The organism is Corynebacterium sp. MC3 (genome assembly GCF_900099485.1).
Classification (GTDB): domain Bacteria; phylum Actinomycetota; class Actinomycetes; order Mycobacteriales; family Mycobacteriaceae; genus Corynebacterium; species Corynebacterium pseudogenitalium.
Genome location: NZ_LT622811.1, coordinates 63408 through 81303, shown reverse-complemented (window position 1 = coordinate 81303; position 17896 = coordinate 63408). Strand labels below are relative to the sequence as shown.

The following is a 17896-nucleotide window of genomic DNA, read 5'->3' as shown; positions in this document are numbered from 1 at the left end:
GCTAGCGTTTCGACGCCTCCGCGACCCGACCGAACAGCTCGATACTCGGCAGGTCCTCGATGAGGACCGCCTTGCCGTTGTTGTCCGTCAGCGGGATGCACCAGTTGGAGTACTGCTCCGCGTTGGTGCCCGGCTGGTTCTGGATGCGGGTATCGCCGACCATGTCCACCAGGTTCGTCACCGTCATCGCCGATGGGGTGGCGGCGATGAAGCGGGTAAGGCCGACGAGCAGGTCCTCCACGTCGACGTCGCGGGCGAACTCCTCGGCGCTCAGCTGCGTGAACTCGGTGTGCTCAAGGGAAGTGCCGTGGAAGTGGCCGTCCTCGCGCACGCGGTCAAGCACGCGGGCCTGCCACTGGTGGTCCTGCTCGTTGAGCTCCTCGAGCGGCTCCTCGATCAGGCCGAGCTCGTCGCGCAGGATGTTGTGCGCGAACCGCAGGTAGCCAGCGGTCGGCGGCAGGTCATGCGTGCCGACGGCCGACAACGCCAAGCGGCGGTAATCCCAGGTGTGGAGCGGGGAGCCGTCGTCGTACGACTCGAACCACAGCACCGTCGTGCCAAGGATGCCCTTGTCCTGCAGGACGTCCTGGACCCACGGCTCAAACGTGCCCAGGTCTTCGCCTACCACCACGGCGTTCGCACGCTGCGCCTCGAGCACCAGGGTGCCCACCATGGCCTCGTGGTCGTAATTCATGTAGGTGCCGAACATCGGGGAGACGTTTCGTGGCATCCAGAACAGGCGGAAGAGACCAAGGATGTGGTCGACGCGGATACCGCCGGAGTGGCGCAGCACAGTGCGCAGCAGCTCACGCCACGGCTCGTAGCCGGCCTCGGCGAGCGCCTGCGGGTGCCATGGCGGCTGCGACCAGTCCTGGCCCTGCTGGGAGTACTGGTCCGGCGGGGCACCGACGGACGCCTCGGGGACGAGCACGTTGGCAAGCGTGTTGGCGTCGGCACCATCGGGGTGGATACCCACGGCGAGGTCGGTCATGATGCCGACCTTCATGCCCGCTGCCAGCGCCTTGTCCTGGGCACGGCGGCGCTGCTCGTCGGCGATGAACTGCAGCCACATGTAGAAGCGGGTGAGCTCCTCGAGCTCCTCGTCGAGCTCGTGGCGCGACGGCGCGGTCTCCATCGCCTCCACTGCGCACCAGCGGGCGAACTCCTCGAGGCCTTCGCCCTCGTCGAGGCAGAAGAGCTCGAAGTCGTGGGTGCGGCGCTCATCGGCGCAGGCGATGAAGAACAGCTCGCGAAGTACGGCGAGCTTCGTCTCGAAGATTTCGTTGCGACGCAGCGGCTCCGCACTGCGGTTGAGTGCCTTCAGCGGAGCGACCATGCGCTCAATCTGGACCTTCGCGTCCTTGTCAAGCTTGTAGTACTCATCAACCGCCTCGACAGAGATGTAGATCGGGTTGACGAAGCGGCGCGACGTCGGCAGGTACGGCGAGTCCTCCACCGGCGGGATTGGCTGTGCCGCGTGCACCGGATTGATCAGCAGGTAGTCAGCACCCTGCTCAGCCAGCAGCACCGCGAGCGTGCCGAGATCCTCGAAGTCGCCGATGCCCCAGGACTGCTCGGAGCGCACCGAGTACAGCTGCGCCATCACACCGAAGACCGGGTTATCGATGTAGCGCTGGTTGCTCTCTAGACGGGCCGGAACGACCAGCAGCGGGCAGGAGTCCTTGAAGTTATCGGACTCCAGGTGCAGCGTATGGTAGCCCGGGGGCAGGTTGCCCGGAACGTGGAAGGTGGCCTCGCCCCAGACCACGCCGGCGACGTCGGCAGTTGGTGGCGCCCAGTTTTCATCCTGGTAGGTCTCGCGCGGGGTGCCGTCCTCAAGCTGGATCCAAGTGTGGGCTGGGTGGCTGTCGTGCACGTGGACGTTGAAGTGGCGCTCCTGCCCGGCCGTCGCCACGACGCAGGGCGGCAGCGGGCGAGTCGCCCAATACTGGTGCCTGGCGTGAATCAGGTGGTGCAGCTCCTCGTCGGAGGGGGCGTCGCTAATGTTGACGCCCAGGGCCTGCAGCAGGGAGATGAATGATTCCGGCGGCGGGGTGGTCATCGCACCGTTGGAAGCGCGGTAGCTCGTGCCGAACCCGTACGCGGAAGCTAACGAATGGAGCAGTTCTACGTTGGTCACATCAACCCATTGTGCCAAAGAACTGATGTTTTGCAGAGTGGAGCTCACGCAAAAGGTAGTTTCTGTCAGGTAACCTTGCCAACCATGGCTTCAGAAACGTACACAACTCCGCTCGGATTCAAGCTGAGTCCCACTGACACCTGCCTGTCGGCGCTCGTGGATATCTGCACGAAAAAGCCTCACATCGTGCTGTTTTCCCGCCCACGTAATTACGACTGGGTCAATGTGACCGCGGGGGAGTTCCTCGAAGAGGTCTACGAAACGGCCAAGGGGCTCATCGCAAACGGCGTCGAGCCGGGCGACCGCATCGCGGTGCTTTCCTCCACCCGTTATGAGTGGTCCCTCGTTGACTTCGCCATCTGGGCAGCCGGGGCGGTCAGCGTCCCGATCTACCCGTCGAGCTCCATGCACCAGATCCAGTGGATCCTCGAGGACTCCGGCGCCGAGATCGCCTTCACCGAGTCGCGCGACCACACCCAGCTGATGAGCGCCTTCCTCCTCCAGGAAGACGGCAAGCCGCGCCTGAAGGACTCGAGCTCGAAGCTGCGCAAGATCTACGAATTCAACGCCGCCGGGGTCGAAACCATCAAGTTCGAGGGCAGGGACGTCGAGCAGTCGCTTGTCGACGCCCGCTCCGCCTCCCTCACCCACGACGACCTCGGGTCCATCGTGTACACCTCCGGCACCACCGGCCGCCCGAAGGGCGTGGCCTTAACCCACGGCAACTGGGCGCACCAGACCTGGGCGCTGATCAAGAACGACATCGGTGAGGTGGCCCGCCCCGGCAAGCGCGTCGTCACCTTCTTGCCGCTGGCGCACGTGCTGCAGCGCGCAGTCAGCCTCGCGCTGACGATGGCGGGCGCCACCCAGTCCCACTGGGCCGATACCCACACCCTGACCGTGGAGCTGCAACGCGCCCAGCCGAACATGGTGCTCGGCGTGCCGCGCGTCTTCGAGAAGGTCCGCAATGCGGCCTATAACAAGGCCGCGGACGGCTCCGCCATCGGCAAGGCTGCGTTCCTTGAGGCGGAGAAGACCGCCATCGAGTACTCCAAGGCCATGGACACCCCCGAGGGGCCGAGCCGGATACTCAAGGCGAAGCGCCGCGTCTTCGATCGCGTCGTCTACTCCAAGATCAAGGAGGCCATCGGCGGCTCCGTGAAGTACGGCATCACCGGCGGCTCCGCCATGAGCGCCGACTTGCTGCACTTCTTCCGCGGCATCGGCATCCCAATCTACGAGGGCTACGGGCTCACCGAAACCTGCGCCGCATCCTGCGTCAATAACAAGAACGCCAACAAGATTGGCACCGTCGGGCGCCCGGTCAACGGCTACCAAGTCCGCACCAACGACGACGGCGAAATCGAATTCAAGGGCCCCGGCGTCTTCGACCGCTACTGGAACAACAAAGCCGCCACCGAGGAAGCCTTCACCGAAGGCTGGTTCAACACCGGCGACCTCGGCGAGGTTGACGACGAAGGCTACGTGCGCATCACCGGCCGCAAGAAAGACCTCATCGTCACCGCCGGCGGCAAGAACATCTCACCGGGGCCGATGGAGGACATCATCCGCCAGGACCCGCTGATCTCCAACGCGCTCGTCGTCGGCGACGGCAAGCCGTTCGTCGGCGTACTGGTGACCCTCGACGAGGAAGAGCTGCAGCGCTGGAAGTCCACCCACAACATCCCGGAGAACCGCAAACTCAGCGACCTCGCCGGCGACCCCGTCCTGCGCGCCGAGGTGCAAGACGCCATCAACGTTGCCAACGGGACCGTCTCGCACGCCGAGGCGATCAAGAAGTTCCGCATCCTCGACCGTGACCTGAGCGAGCAGGCAAACGAGATGACGCCAACCCTCAAGGTGAAGCGCAATGTGGTGTTCGAGCGCTTCCGTGAGGACATCGACAAGCTCTACGAGCGCTAAGCCCCCGGCGCGCCTCAACCCGTGGGGCGCGCCCATGGCTTAACATTTCCATCGACTTTTGATCCGTACTTCCTGTGAGCCAGAAGGGGGCTATTCGTGCATAAAACTGCAGCGATGCTACGCCACCGTGAGCTGACACAGGAGATTTACAACATCGGCGACGAAGTCGCTGAATACACGGAGCACCTCGCCGAAGCAGTCGCAGACTACGACGGCGAACTTACCGACGACTGCCTCGCCGAATTCGTCGAAATCGTCGACGATGCCCGCAACGACGCCCGCCGCATCGTCGGCGAACTTATCGGGCTTCGCCAGGCGCTGACGACCGGGATGCGCGCCGGGGTGCTCTCCGCCTCCTACCGGCCGGAGGAAAAGATCCCCGAGCCTGAGCTTCTCGACGCCGCCGGCCTCGAAGACCTCTTTCCACTCCAAGCGCCGTTCTCCGTGCAGACCATGCAGGATGCGCTTGCCGGTCGCACCGACCTGACCGTGCAGCACCTCGGTGAGATCGTGCAGTACACGCTCGAGCAGACCGAGATGGTCGCAAGGGAACTGGGTGCCGTGAGCCTGCCGCACCTGTATGCGCGGGTCGGCGAGCTGGTCGAGGCCGCCGTCGACGGCTGGATGGAAACCGTCTGCATCGACCACCCCGCGTTCGTGCGCACGATGCGCGGTGTCGCCCCGCCACAGTTTCTCGAGGAGCGCGCCCGGGTGGACGCCATAGTGGCGAAGGTGGCCGCGAAGCGCCGCCGCCGCGGGGCGTAGGTCTGTGGCACGAGGGGGTGCGCACCAAATTCCTTCATTTGAGGGCGGGGGTTTGCGTCTGCCCAGTTCGCTGATGGTTTGTGAGGGAATTTGGTGCTTGTCCTCATGTAGCAGTGCCAAAGGACGCACTTCTTGTTGGGGGAGGAGGCAAAAGCCCAGGTCGTGAAAAAGGGGTTGCGTCTTTTGGCACTGGCCGGCCAGGGAGCACGCCTCGAATGCAATTCGCAAACTCGGCCCCGGTCTGCTGCAATTGCGAGGTATGAACACAGCGCAGCAATCACAGCCCGACTTTGGCGTCTATATCCACGTGCCGTTTTGCGCGACACGGTGTGGGTACTGTGACTTCAATACCTATACGCCGACGGAGGTGGAGAGCTCCCACGCGGAGTACCTAGAGTCGCTGGAAAAGGAGCTGCAGCTGGCGGCACACCAGCCGGGCGTGGCTGAGGCGAGCACAGTGTTTATCGGGGGTGGGACCCCCTCGCTGTTGGGGGCGGATGGACTGGGCAGGGTGTTGTCGATGGTGCGGGACACCTTCGGCATCCGGGCGGGGGCGGAGGTGACGACGGAGTCGAACCCGGAGTCGACGGATCCGGCGTACTTCGCGGGGCTGCTGGAGCACGGCTTTACGAGGGTGTCGTTGGGGATGCAGTCGGCGTCGGCGTCGGTGCTCAAGGTGTTGGACCGGAAGCACACGCCGGGCAGGGCGGTCGCGGCGGCCAAGGAGGCCCTCGACGCCGGCTTCGAGCACGTGAACCTGGACATGATCTACGGCACGCCGACGGAAACGGACGACGACGTACGCCGCACCCTCGACGCCATCCTGTCGACGGGCGTCGACCATGTGAGTGCTTATTCGCTGATCGTGGAGGATGGCACCGCCATGGCGCGCAAGATCCGCCGCGGTGAGCTGCCCGAGCCGCAGGAGGACGTGTACGCGGACCGCTACGAGATGATCGCTGAGACCTTGGAGGCGGCCGGGTTCGGCTGGTACGAGGTGTCCAACTGGGCGCGGCCAGGTGGGGAGTGCCAGCACAACCTGTTGTACTGGCGTGGCGCGCACTGGTGGGGCGCGGGCCCGGGGGCGCACTCGTTTATTGGGGACCGCCGGTTCTGGAACGTGAAGCGGCCGGAGCGCTACAACCAGTTGCTCGCCGACAGCACGCTGCCGATTGACGGCGGGGAGACGCTCACGCCGCAGGAGCGGCACGAGGAGCAGGTGATGCTGGGGTTGCGTCTGAAGGAGGGTGTGCCTCGGGGGATGATTGGTTCGGGGGCGGAGGGGGTCGTCGAGAAGTATGTGGCGGCGGGCCTTTTGACTGCGGGTGAGCGCGTGGCCGTGACTGATGCCGGGCGCTTGCTGGCGGACGGGATCGTGACGGACATTTTGGCTGCCGAAGAGGCAGAGTAGTATGAGTTAGCAGTCGACGAAGGAGAGTGCTAATGAGTGCAGCGAATGATCGCAGACAGCGGGTGCTGCGCGCAATCGTCGCCGACTATATTGCGCGGCAGGAACCCGTCGGATCGAAGATGCTGGTGGAGCGCCACGGGCTGAAGGTCAGCTCGGCGACCATCCGCAACGACATGAGCGTGCTGGAGCGCGAGGGCTACATCACGCAGACGCACGCGTCCTCGGGGCGCATCCCGACGGAGGCCGGGTACCGCGCGTTTGTCGACGCCCTCCACGACGTCAAACCGCTGTCCACAGCGGAGCGCCACGCCATTTTGGACTTCCTTGAGCACGGCGTGGACATGGAGGACGTGCTGCGCCGCAGCGTGCAGCTGCTGGCCCAGCTGACGAACCAGGCGGCGGTGGTGCAGCTGCCGACGCTGAACGTGTCTCGCGTGAAGCACTGCGAGGTGGTGGCGCTGGCTCCAACGCGACTGCTGCTGGTGCTGATCACGGACACCGGGCGCGTGGACCAGCGCAACGTGGAGCTCGCCGCGCCGCTGGGCACCGACGGGGTGTTCCTGCTGCGGGACCTGCTCAATACGGTGCTGGTGGGCAAGACGATGCGCGATGCCTCCGCCGCGCTGAAGATGCTGCACGCGCAGGCGCCGCCGGTTATCGCGGATGCGGTGGAGCGGGCGACGGCGGTGCTCATCGAGACGCTGGTGGAGACCACAACCGACCGGCTGCTCATCGCGGGCGCCGGGAACTTGAGCGTGAACCGGATGGTGGATCTGCACAGCGTGATTGAGGCGCTGGAGCAGCAGGTGATCGTGCTGAAGCTGTTGGCGAACGCGCAGCAGCTGGAGCACGTCTCGGTCAGTATTGGCAACGAGAATGAGGAAAAGGAATTTTCTCAGGCCTCCATTGTTAGTACTGCATATGGAGCTGGCGACGAGGCGCTCGGCGGCCTTGGGGTGGTCGGTCCGACACATATGGACTATCCGGGTACCATGCAAAAGGTTGCCACCGTGGCTCAGTACATCAGTCGCATTTTGCGGGGCGAATAACTTCGAAGTGTTGAAAGGGAACTAACTAGTGGCTCGTGATTATTACGGCATCCTCGGCGTTGACCGAGAGGCGACCGAGCAGGAAATCAAGAGGGCGTACCGGAAGCTCGCCCGCAAGTATCACCCGGATGTGAACCCGTCTGATGAGGCGGCTGAGAAGTTCGCCGAGATCTCGCTGGCGCAGGAGGTGCTGCTGGACCCGGCGAAGCGCAGCATCGTGGACCGCGGCGGCGACCCGATGGAGCAGGGCGGCATGGACGGCGCCGGTGGCGGCGGCTTCGGGGGCTTCGGCGACATTTTCGACGCCTTCTTCGGCGGGGGCGGGCGCAGCCACGAGCCGCGCTCGCGCGTCCAGCCGGGCAACGACGCCCTGCTGCGCACCCAGATCACCCTGGAGGACGCCTATGCGGGCGTGACCAAGGAGGTCACCGTGGATACCGCGGTGCTGTGTCAGAAGTGCCACGGCACCGGCTCCGAGTCTGAGGCGAAGGCCGTGCAGTGTGACTACTGCGCGGGCCAGGGCGTGGTGCAGGAAGTGCAGCAGTCCTTCCTGGGCAACGTGATGACCACGCACGACTGCCCGAAGTGCCACGGCTACGGCGAAGTGATCCAGGATCCGTGCCGCCAGTGCGCCGGCGACGGTCGGGTGCGCGCCACCCGCGACCTGAAGGTAAAGATCCCGGCGGGTATCGCCAACGGGATGCGCATCCGCATGGCGGGGCAGGGCGAGGTCGGCCACGGTGGCGGTCCCGCCGGTGACCTCTACGTGGAGGTACAGACCGCGCCACACAAGATTTTCGTGCGCGACGGCAACGACTTGCACCTGCGCCTGAACGTGCCGATGTACGACGCCGCGCTGGGCACCAGCATCGACGTCGAAAACCTTGCCGGTGACACGACCACCATCGAGATCCCGGCCGGCACCCAGCCCGGCGACGAGGTCCGCCTCGAGGACGAGGGCATGCCACGCCTGCGCGCCGAGGGCCACGGCGACATGATCGCCCACATCCAGGTCGTCGTGCCGACGCACCTCAGTGGCGACGAGCGCCGCAGCCTCGAGCAGCTTCGCGACGCCCGCGGCGACGCCGCCGGCGTCCACCACGACGACGAGCGTGACGAAGGCTTCTTCTCCCGCATGCGCGACAGGTTCCGCCGCTAAATGAGCGTCCCGTACTTCCTCACCCCCGACCCGGCCAGCGGCACCCTCGACGGCGACGAGGCGAAGCACGCCTTCGTCAAACGCATCGAGCCCGGCGAGCACATCGCGCTGACCGACGGCGCCGGCACCGTCGCCGACGTCATCGTCCGCCACAGCGATAAACAGCAGCTGCGCGGCGACGTGCTCGAAGTCCGCGCCGTGCCCGCGCCTAAGCAGCGCGTCACCCTGGTGCAGGCAGTGCCGAAGTCGGAACGCGCGGAGCTCGCCGTCGACCTCGCCGTGCAAGGAGGTGTCGACGCCATCGTCCCCTGGATCTCGCACCGCACCATCGCGCGCTGGCCCGCCGCCAAGCAGGCCAAGCAGGTGGAGAAGTGGCAGCACCAGGCGATCGCGTCCGCGAAGCAGGCGCGCCGGGCCTGGGTGCCGCAGGTCGCAGATCCGGTGACCACGAACCAGCTGAAGGACCTGCTTGCCGAGGTGGGCGAAGGGGGCGTCGAGAAGCAGGCGCTGGTGCTGCACGAAGACGCGGCCGTGCCGCTGACCACCGTCGAGTTCGGGCGGGACATCTGGCTCATCGTGGGCCCCGAGGGAGGCATCGGCGAGGATGAGCTCGAGCTCATCGGCGCCCGCGCTGTCACCCTCGGGCCGGAAGTGTTGCGCACCGCCAGCGCCGGTTTTGCTGCACTATGCGCAATCGGCGCGCTAACGACGCGCTGGTAGGGTTAGGCGACATGGAACCTTTGGTCACGCGCAACATTGAGCTTGACTCTGTATACACCCAGGACGTGCTCGGTATTAATGACACGAACCTGCGGGTGCTCAACCAACACCTCGGCGCCGACGTGCACGCGCGCGGCAACGCGGTGACCGTGCGGGGCCCGGAGATGCGCATGAGAGACAGGTCCAACTGGGCCCACGAGGGTTGGCCCGTCGCCACCGTGAACTCCCGGTCGCTTATGCCCATCTAGATGTGAATAAGGGACAGCGCTGCGGGTGCTCGACGAGCTCGAGTCGATGGCGCGGCGCGGCGTTCCCATTACCGCGGATACCGTCACGCACGCGATTTCGCTGATGGAGGTGGAGTCGCCGGAGTCGGTGGCGGAGCTGCTCGGCGCGGAGATCATCTCGCGGCGCGGCAAGGTCATCCGTCCGAAGACGGCAGGCCAGCGGGCCTACGTCGACGCGATCGACGACAACACCATCACGTTCGGCATTGGGCCTGCGGGCTCCGGCAAGACGTACCTGGCCGTGGCGAAGGCGGTGCAGGCGCTGCACAATAAAGAGGTCAAGCGCATCATTTTGACCCGCCCCGCCGTCGAGGCAGGGGAGAAGCTCGGCTTCCTGCCGGGCACACTCAGCGACAAGATCGACCCTTACCTGCGCCCGCTCTACGACGCGCTGCGCGACATGATGGACCCGGAAGCCATCCCGAAGCTCATCGAGGCCGGCATTATCGAAGTCGCCCCGCTGGCGTACATGCGCGGGCGCACCCTCTCGGACGCGTTCGTCATCCTCGACGAGGCCCAGAACACCTCCGGATCCCAGATGAAGATGTTCCTCACCCGCCTGGGCTTTGGGTCGAAGATGGTGGTCACGGGCGATATTTCCCAGGTTGACCTTCCACGAGGCACGGTCTCCGGCCTGCGCGTCGCCCGCCGCATCCTCGGCGACATCGAGGGCATTTCCTTCCAGGACCTGCGCGCAGAGGACGTCGTGCGACACCACCTGATCTCTCGGATCGTTGCAGCCTACGACGAGCACGACGCGCGCAACGCCGCACGCTACGAACGAAAACAACGCGAAGAAGAGGCAAGACAGTGAGTATTGAAGTCCTCAACGAATCGGGGGAGGCGGACGTCAACGAGGAGATGCTCGTCGATGTCTGCTCCTTCGCCCTGCAAGCCATGGATGTGCACCCAGACACGGAGGCAACCATCACGCTTGTCGACGAAGCCACCATGGCCGACCTCCACGTTCGGTGGATGGATCTGGAAGGGCCCACGGACGTCATGAGCTTCCCGATGGACGAGCTCACCCCAGGCGGCGGACGCCCGGACGCGTCCCCGTTCGGCGCGGCGATGCTCGGCGACATCATCCTGTGCCCATCCTTTGACCGCAAGCAGGCGGAGATGGCAGGCCACGACCTAGGCCACGAGCTCGCCCTGCTCACCGTCCACGGTGTGCTGCACCTGCTCGGCTACGACCACGTCATGCCGGACGAGGAACGCGAGATGTTCTCGCTGCAAAACGAGCTGCTCGCGGACTGGTACGACTCGCTGGCGGCACGCGGCATCGAGTACCAGCCCAAGCCGACCGGCGCCCATGCATTTCCCTCAGCCGCCGACCGCGAGGAGCTCGATCGCATGATGAAGGGCCGCGACTAAATGGAGTTCACCGTTGCCTACGGCCTCGTCGCCGTGCTCGCGCTGCTGCTTTCCGGCCTGTTCGGATCGGTCGAATCGGCGCTGACCCCGATTTCACGCGCGCGCGTCGAGACCATGGTCAAGGACGAAGTCTCAGGTGCCAAGGCACTCGCCCGAGTTGTCGACGCCCGCGCGAACCAGATCAACATGCTGGTCATGCTGCGCACCGTCCTTGACGCCGTTGCAGCGGTCTTCGCCGCCATGCTGGCGATGGACCTGATCCCCTCCGACGCGTGGGCGATCATCGCCGCCGTCGCGTCGGTGACACTGTTGCAGTTCAGCATCATCGGTGTGTTTGCGCGCACCGCGGGGCGCCGCAACCCCTACACGATCTCGCTGAAGGCGGCGCCGTGGCTGGTCATCGTCAACCGCGTGCTTGGGCCGGTATCGCGCCTGCTCATCTGGGTGGGCAACCTGTTCCACCCCGGCGAGGACTTCCGCGACGGCCCGTACTCCACCGAAGTGGAGCTGCGCGAGATGGTCGACATCGCCCAGGAGAAAGGCGTGGTGGAAACCGCCGAGGGCCGCATGATCCAAAACATCTTCGACCTCGCCTCCACCCACGCCCGCCAAATCATGGTGCCGCGCCCCGAAATGATTTGGATTGAAGGGGAGAAGATGGCCCGCCAGGCAACCACGCTGATGGTGCGCTCCGGACATTCCCGCGTGCCCGTGATCGGGGAGAATGTCGATGAGATTGTGGGCGTCGCATACTTGAAGGACATGTTCGGCCCCACCGGCACCCCAGTGGCGCCGGACACCGTGCTGTCCACCCTGATGCGTGAGCCGCTGTTCATCCCGGACTCCAAGCCGCTCGACGTGCTGCTGCAAGAGATGCAGCGGGTGAACACGCACATCGCCATCGTGATCGACGAGTTCGGCAACGTCGCCGGCCTGCTCACGATGGAGGACCTCCTCGAGGAAATCGTCGGCGAAATCACCGACGAATACGACGACGACGAAGACGCCCCAATCGAGTTCGTCGCCGCGCGCACCCTGCGCGCCCAGGCACGCCTGCCTCTCGACGACCTCGTCGACTTCCTCGCCGACAACCTCGACTACGAGCTCGCCTTCGAGGAGGACGTCACCGACTCCGTCGACACCGTGGCAGGCCTGCTGTCCTACGAGCTGGGCCGCGTGCCGCTGCCGGGCTCCGCCATCGTCCACGACGGCCTGCGCTACACCGCGGAAGGCGGCCGCGACCGGCGCGGACGCATCAAGACCCGCAGCGTGCTCATCGAGGTCCCCGAACCCGCCGAAGCACCCATGGAAGATTCAGACGGGGGTTCTGAAGACAAGTAGCCGTCAGGTTTGTACGCTTATCCCCATGAGCAATATCTTGTCGATCCAGTCCGCCGTCTCCTACGGCCACGTAGGCAACTCCGCCGCCGTCTTCCCACTGCAGCGCATCGGCCACGAAGTGTGGCCCGTCTACACCGTCAACTACTCCAACCACACCGGGTACGGCTCCTGGAAAGGCCCAATGATCCCAGCCACGGAGGTTGCGGCCATCATCGACGGCATCGAGGAGCGCGGGGCCCTCCCGCGTGTCGACGCCATCCTCTCCGGCTACCAAGGCGGCGACGACATCGCCGACGTCATCATCGACACCGTCGCCCGCGTCAAAGCCGTCAACCCCGACGCCATCTACGCCTGCGACCCAGTCATGGGCAGCGCCAAATCCGGCTGCTTCGTCTCCGACAACATCCCGCCCCTCCTCCGCGACCGCGTCGTCCCCGTCGCCGACCTCATCACCCCCAACCAGTTCGAACTCGGCTACCTCGTAGAACAAGACGTCACCGACCTGGACTCCACCCTCCGCGCCGTCGACGCCGCCCGCGAGATGGGCCCCTCCACCGTCCTCGTCACTTCCGTCGAACGCGACGACGCCCCCGCCGACACCATCGAAATGATCGCCGTCGACGATCACGGCAAGTGGATCGTGCGCACCCCACGCCTGCCATTCAAACGCAACGGCTCCGGCGACGTCACCGCAGCCCTCTTCACCGGCCACTACCTGCGCGGCGGCAACGCCGCCGACGCCTTGGCCAAGACCGCCAGCTCCGTCTACGACCTGCTCAAGCGCACCTACGACGCCGACTCCGCCGAGCTCCTGCTCGTCGAGTCCCAGGACGCCTACGCCAACCCGCAACTGCAGTTCGAGGTCGAGGCGCTCTAGCCGGTTTCGCCGGCGTTTTTCGCACGCTTCCACGTCCATTTTGCTTAAAGCGTGCGATTAAAAGCGTGCGATGCAGGTCGCGTGTTTTCACCCTGCCGGACCGATTCTCGGCGACCAGCGTCGCACGCTTTTAATACCTCCACCGGAGCGAAAACTGCAGGAGAAAGTACTGTAAACAGCTCGCTTTTGGCCAAAGCAGGGTCGCAACTGCCTTTAATTTGCGCCCATTTTGCTCAAAGCGTGCGCTTAGAAGCGTGCGATGCTGGTCGCGTGTTTTCACCCTGCCGGGCCGATTCTCGGCGACCAGCGTCGCACTCCTTTAACACCTCCACCGGAACGTTTTCGAGGTGGTATTTGAGGCGTTTTCGAGGCAGCGCTCGCGGCCAGGTCGGGTGCCCCCGGATGCACACCATGGTGTGCAAAGCCGAAAAACCCTGGCGCCGGTGACCACATACCTGCCACAATGAGGCGCATGGATACGGGGGACTGGAAAACACGGCTGCGCTCAGAGTTCGTTGACGTTCGGAGCTGCGTGAACGTGAGCCGCGAGGTGCGGGAGCGCTTGGACTCTGGCGAGTTAGTGAGGTTGTCGTCGGGGGTGGCGGTGCCGGCGTCGATAATTGAGGAGGTCCCGCAGTACCAGCGTGACTGGGCGCGGAGCTTCGCTGTCGGTGCGGTTGCGCAGACTGCGGTGGTGACGGGGCGGGCGGCGGCGCACCTGCTGGGGATGTGGACGGTCAATCAGCCGATGCCGCAGGTCTCGATGTTGACGCACAACCCGCCGCCGAAGCCGACTCGGCAGCCGGATGTACGCTACGTGCGGTCGCGATTTCGGCCGGATGAGGTGGTGCAAGGCCAGCATCTGAGCACAACAACTCCGTACCGGACCTTTTTGGAGATTGCCCGCGAGGCAGGGTTCAAGCACGCACTCGTAGCCGCGGACTGGCTGCTCTATTCGCGCACGCTCATCGCGCCACAGCTGCAGTATTTAATGCGCACGACTCCCCGGTTTCATGGGATTGGGGCAGCTCGGAAGGCTGTTCAGTATGCGGTGCTCGGTCCGGAGTCTGCGCCGGAGTCCTATACCAGAGCAGTGCTATTAGACGCGGGCTTCAGGAATGTGTTGTCCAACGTATGGATAGACTCGACGCGCTACCGTGTAGACCTTCTCGTGGAAAACGCACTGATCATCGAAATCGATGGGAACATGAAGTACATTGGCCCCGACGTGGATACGGCAGATGTGCTGCTGAAGGAGAAGCGCCGCGCCGATACTCTGCGCAATCTCGGCTATGAGCTGATCCGTTTTTCTCCCCACGATGTGGAAAGCAACCCCGCCTCTTTCTTATCGACGGTCCACTCCGCCCTGAACCGCGCCCGCCGGTAGCTCGCGTCCGTTTCGTTCCACGTTTCGCTCTGGTTTTCGCCACGTGTTTCGCGCCCGTTTTGCGCCGCTTTCGCAACCTGTTTCGCGCCGCTTTCGCGCTCATTTGGCTAAATGCGTGCGCTTAGAAGCGTGCGATGCAGGTCGCGCTTTTTCACCTTCCCGGGTCGATTTCTGGCGACCAGCGTCGCACTCCTTTAACACCTCCACCGGAGTGAAAGCGGCACGAGAGTCACGCGAATTCAGATGGCAGCACGCCATTTCCGCACCGTCGTAGACACCCAGCAGCGCTACAACTTGCCTCCAGCGCACCCCAAATTGCTAAAAGCGTGCGCTTAGAAGCGTGCGATGCAGGTCGCGCTTTTTCACCTTCCCGGGCCGATTTCTGGCGACCAGCGTCGCACTCCTTTAACACCTCCACCGGAGCGAAAGCGGCACGAAAACAGCACGAAAACAACAGCACGACAACAGCGACAACACTGCACTGCCAACCGCACCGCACAGGGTAGACTTTTGCACCATGAGCGAAAACTTCCCGGAGTTCCCGGACTTGTCCAACGCACCAGCAGACGCAAACGCGAACACCGACGCGAACCCAGTGCCAAGCACCCCCGACTACGCCGGCTTCACGCAGACCCCGGAGGGGTTTCGGTCGGGCTTTGTCAGCTTTGTGGGCAGGCCGAATACGGGCAAGTCGACGCTGATGAATGCGTTGGTGGGGGAGAAGATTGCGATTATGGCGGATCAGCCGGAGACGACGCGTCGGCCGATTCGTGGGGTGGTGAATCGGGAGGATGCGCAGGTGATTGTGGTGGATACGCCGGGGGTGCACCGGCCGAGGACGTTGTTGGGGCAGCGGCTGAATGAGATCGTGAAGGATACGTACCAGGATGTGGACGTGATTGGGTTTACGGTGCCTGCGGATGAGAAGTTGGGGCCGGGGGATCGCTACATTTTGGAGGAGATTCGGGCGGCGAAGCCGAAGACGCCGATTGTGGGCATCGTGACGAAGTTGGATACGGTGCCGAAGGACGTGGTGGGGGAGCGTCTGTTGGAGATGCACGAGTATTTGGGTAAGGACGTGGAGTTGGTGCCGGTGTCTGCGAAGGACCGGGTGCAGCTGGACGTGCTGTTGGATGTGCTGGTGAGCAAGCTTCCGGAGGGCCCGCGGTTTTATCCGGTTGATCAGGTGACGGATGAGGGCGTCGAGGCGCGGATTGAGGAGTTGATCCGTGAGGAGGCGCTGAGTGGGCTGCGTGAGGAGTTGCCGCACTCGGTGGCGGTGCAGATTGATGAGATGCATCCGGATCCGGAGCGCCCGGATCGGATGATGATTTACGCGGTGATGTTTTTGGAGCGCCCTGGTCAGAAGCGGATTATCGAGGGGCCTGGCGGGCGTCGTTTGAGCGGGATTGTGCACCGTTCGCGGAAGCAGATTATGGAGCTTGTGGGTCAGAATGTGTACCTGGATGTGCGTTTGAAGGTGTTGAAGAACTGGCAGGAGGATCCGAAGGCGTTGGGGCGTCTTGGCTTCTAGGCGGGGCCGCGGGGCGGGGAGGCCGTCGTGGCGTGATCGTGCGTTTGTGGTGCGCACGTACGATTTCGGGGAGGCGGATCGCGTTGTTGTGTTGTTGACGCGCGATCATGGCCTGGTGCGGGGGGTGGCGAAGGGGGTGCGCAAGGCGCGGTCGCGGTTCGGGTCGCGCTTGCAGCCTTTTGTCGAGGTGGATGTTCAGGTCTATCCGGGCAGAGGCTTATCGACGATCACTAGCGCCGATACCGTCGCGTTTTATGGTCACGCGATCATTGATGACTTCGATAGGTACGCGGCGGGTTGCGCGATGCTGGAGGCTGCGGAGAAGCTGTCCTTTGATCAGGGGGATCCGGAGTTATTTGCGCTGCTGCAGGAGGGCTTCGAGCGTCTGCAGTCGCCGACGCACCCGACCTTGGTGTTGGACGCGTTCTTGTTGAAGGCGGCGGCGCACGCGGGCTGGAAGATGAGCCTGTTTAACTGCGCGAACTGTCAGGCGCCGGGGCCGCATAAGGCGTTTCACGCGGCGGCTGGCGGCGCGGTGTGCACGCTGTGCAGGCCGCCGGGGGCGATGGATGTGGACCCGGAGGTGCTGCATTCGATGTGGCTTTTGGAGCATGACCATGTGTGTTCGGAGGAGTTCGCGGAGCAGGTGCACCGGGCGACGTCTGCTCACCTGCAGTTTTATTTGGGGGCGGGGTTAACAAGTTTGCGAGTGTTGAAGCAGGCATAATGTTTCCCATGAGCAGACCGCAGATTTCCCCGGAGTTTATTCCTCGTCATATCGCGTTGGTGATGGACGGTAACGGCAGGTGGGCGCAGGAGCGCGGCATGAAGCGCACCGAGGGCCACAAGCGTGGTGAGGCGGTGCTGCTGGACTGCGTGGATGCCTGCATCGAGATGGGGTCGGTGGAGTGGCTGTCGGCGTACGCGTTTTCGACGGAGAACTGGCGCCGCGCGGCCTCGGAGGTGCGGTTCATCATGGGCTTTTCGCGCGATGTGTTGCACCGCCAGCGCGAGGAACTGCACGAGAAGAACGTGCGCATCGTGTGGGCGGGGCGCCGCCCGCGCCTGTGGCGCTCGGTGCTGCGCGAGCTTGAGGCGGCCGAGGAGCTCACGCAGGACAACACGGGGCTCACACTTGCGATGTGCATCAATTACGGTGGTCGCGCCGAGATTATCGACGGCGCCCGCCAGCTTGCCCAGGACGCTCGGGACGGCAAGATTGCCCCTGGGGATATTACGGAGAAGACGTTCGCGAAGTACATGTACCGCCCGGATATGCCGGACGTGGACCTGTTTTTGCGGCCGAGTGGGGAGAAGCGGACGTCGAACTTTTTGCTGTGGCAGTCGGCGTACGCGGAGATGGTCTACCAGGACAAGCTCTTCCCGGACTTCACCAAGGACGACATGTTCGACGCCGTCTACGAGTATGCGAAGCGGGACAGGAGGTTCGGAGGGGCCGTCGATAAGTTTGATTAGGCCTGGCAGTTGCTGCAGATGCCGTAGATTTCGGCCTCGTGGGCGACGAGCGTGAAGCCGTGCTCTTTGGCGGTGGCCTCAGCCCAGGACTCGACGGGGCCACCTTCGATCTCCTCGCTGGTGCCGCACTTGACGCACACGAGGTGATGGTGGTGGTGCTCGGTGAGGCAGTGCCGGTAGAGGGTTTCGCCCTCTGGGCTTTGGATGACGTCGACGGCGCCGATTTCCGCGAGCCCCTGCAACGTGCGGTAGACGGTGGTGAGCCCGACTTGCTCGTTGCGCGCGAGTAGCGCCGCGTGGATGTCCTTGGCGGTGCTGAACTTGTCGATGGCCTGCAGCGTATCCACGACGGCCTGACGCTGGCGTGTCATGCGCGGGCCGAGTTTCCTGACGGGGTTATTCGAGCTTGGCATAGTGCGTCCCAGAGTAGCGGACGGCGCCAATGTGGTG

The 17896-nt window shown here is 64.3% G+C and carries 15 protein-coding genes and 1 pseudogene; 14 read left to right on the top strand and 2 right to left on the bottom strand.

The window, feature by feature from the left end; genetic code table 11:
* Position 1: 1 nt before the first annotated feature.
* Positions 2–2140, bottom strand: coding sequence for a 4-alpha-glucanotransferase (gene malQ / locus BQ4436_RS01950; protein ID WP_070975330.1), 2139 nt, complete (start codon positions 2138–2140; stop codon positions 2–4).
* Between the two features lie 84 nt (positions 2141–2224).
* On the opposite strand from malQ, the gene BQ4436_RS01945 reads away from it, so the two are divergent.
* The 14 genes and pseudogenes from BQ4436_RS01945 to BQ4436_RS01880 all read left to right on the top strand — a co-directional run bounded on the left by BQ4436_RS01945 (position 2225) and on the right by BQ4436_RS01880 (position 17446).
* On the top strand, positions 2225–4063 hold the full coding sequence (locus BQ4436_RS01945) for an AMP-dependent synthetase/ligase (protein ID WP_070975329.1): 1839 nt from the start codon (positions 2225–2227) through the stop codon (positions 4061–4063).
* 96 nt (positions 4064–4159) lie between these two features.
* Positions 4160–4828, top strand: coding sequence for a hypothetical protein (locus BQ4436_RS01940; protein ID WP_083290858.1), 669 nt, complete (start codon positions 4160–4162; stop codon positions 4826–4828).
* A gap of 259 nt (positions 4829–5087) precedes the next feature.
* Entirely contained in the window at positions 5088–6239 is a 1152-nt protein-coding gene (gene hemW, locus BQ4436_RS01935; protein WP_070975328.1) for a radical SAM family heme chaperone HemW, read from the top strand.
* Positions 6240–6271: 32 nt separating this feature from the next.
* Positions 6272–7288, top strand: coding sequence for a heat-inducible transcriptional repressor HrcA (hrcA, locus tag BQ4436_RS01930; RefSeq protein WP_070362083.1), 1017 nt, complete (start codon positions 6272–6274; stop codon positions 7286–7288).
* Between the two features lie 28 nt (positions 7289–7316).
* Positions 7317–8447 carry a molecular chaperone DnaJ gene (dnaJ, locus tag BQ4436_RS01925; protein WP_070975327.1) on the top strand — a complete coding sequence of 377 codons (1131 nt, stop codon included), beginning with the start codon at positions 7317–7319 and terminating at the stop codon, positions 8445–8447.
* On the top strand, positions 8448–9167 hold the full coding sequence (locus BQ4436_RS01920; protein WP_070975326.1) for a 16S rRNA (uracil(1498)-N(3))-methyltransferase: 720 nt from the start codon (positions 8448–8450) through the stop codon (positions 9165–9167).
* Between the two features lie 11 nt (positions 9168–9178).
* Positions 9179–10268 (top strand): annotated as a pseudogene (locus BQ4436_RS01915) (PhoH family protein).
* The gene (ybeY, locus tag BQ4436_RS01910; RefSeq protein WP_070975325.1) at positions 10265–10831 is read left to right on the top strand and encodes an rRNA maturation RNase YbeY; all 567 of its coding nucleotides are present in this window, start codon (positions 10265–10267) and stop codon (positions 10829–10831) included. Before BQ4436_RS01915 ends, ybeY begins: the two are co-directional and overlap by 4 nt.
* A complete protein-coding gene (locus BQ4436_RS01905; protein WP_070975324.1) occupies positions 10832–12172 on the top strand; it encodes a hemolysin family protein in 1341 nt (446 codons plus the stop codon). It begins immediately after the preceding gene.
* Between the two features lie 25 nt (positions 12173–12197).
* Complete coding sequence (pdxY, locus tag BQ4436_RS01900) at positions 12198–13049, top strand: pyridoxal kinase PdxY (RefSeq protein ID WP_070975323.1); 852 nt, start codon at positions 12198–12200, stop codon at positions 13047–13049.
* A 472-nt stretch (positions 13050–13521) separates the two neighbouring features.
* The gene (locus BQ4436_RS01895; protein WP_176754791.1) at positions 13522–14436 is read left to right on the top strand and encodes a DUF559 domain-containing protein; all 915 of its coding nucleotides are present in this window, start codon (positions 13522–13524) and stop codon (positions 14434–14436) included.
* A 517-nt stretch (positions 14437–14953) separates the two neighbouring features.
* The gene (gene era, locus BQ4436_RS01890) at positions 14954–15970 is read left to right on the top strand and encodes a GTPase Era (protein WP_083329389.1); all 1017 of its coding nucleotides are present in this window, start codon (positions 14954–14956) and stop codon (positions 15968–15970) included.
* On the top strand, positions 15960–16697 hold the full coding sequence (gene recO / locus BQ4436_RS01885) for a DNA repair protein RecO (protein ID WP_070478007.1): 738 nt from the start codon (positions 15960–15962) through the stop codon (positions 16695–16697). The genes era and recO overlap by 11 nt, the downstream gene beginning before the upstream one ends.
* Before the next feature lie 8 nt (positions 16698–16705).
* Entirely contained in the window at positions 16706–17446 is a 741-nt protein-coding gene (locus tag BQ4436_RS01880; protein WP_255366084.1) for an isoprenyl transferase, read from the top strand.
* Here BQ4436_RS01880 and BQ4436_RS01875 read toward each other — a convergent pair.
* The gene (locus BQ4436_RS01875; protein WP_070975320.1) at positions 17443–17859 is read right to left on the bottom strand and encodes a Fur family transcriptional regulator; all 417 of its coding nucleotides are present in this window, start codon (positions 17857–17859) and stop codon (positions 17443–17445) included. The two genes, BQ4436_RS01880 and BQ4436_RS01875, sit on opposite strands and share 4 nt — an antisense overlap.
* Positions 17860–17896: the final 37 nt, after the last annotated feature.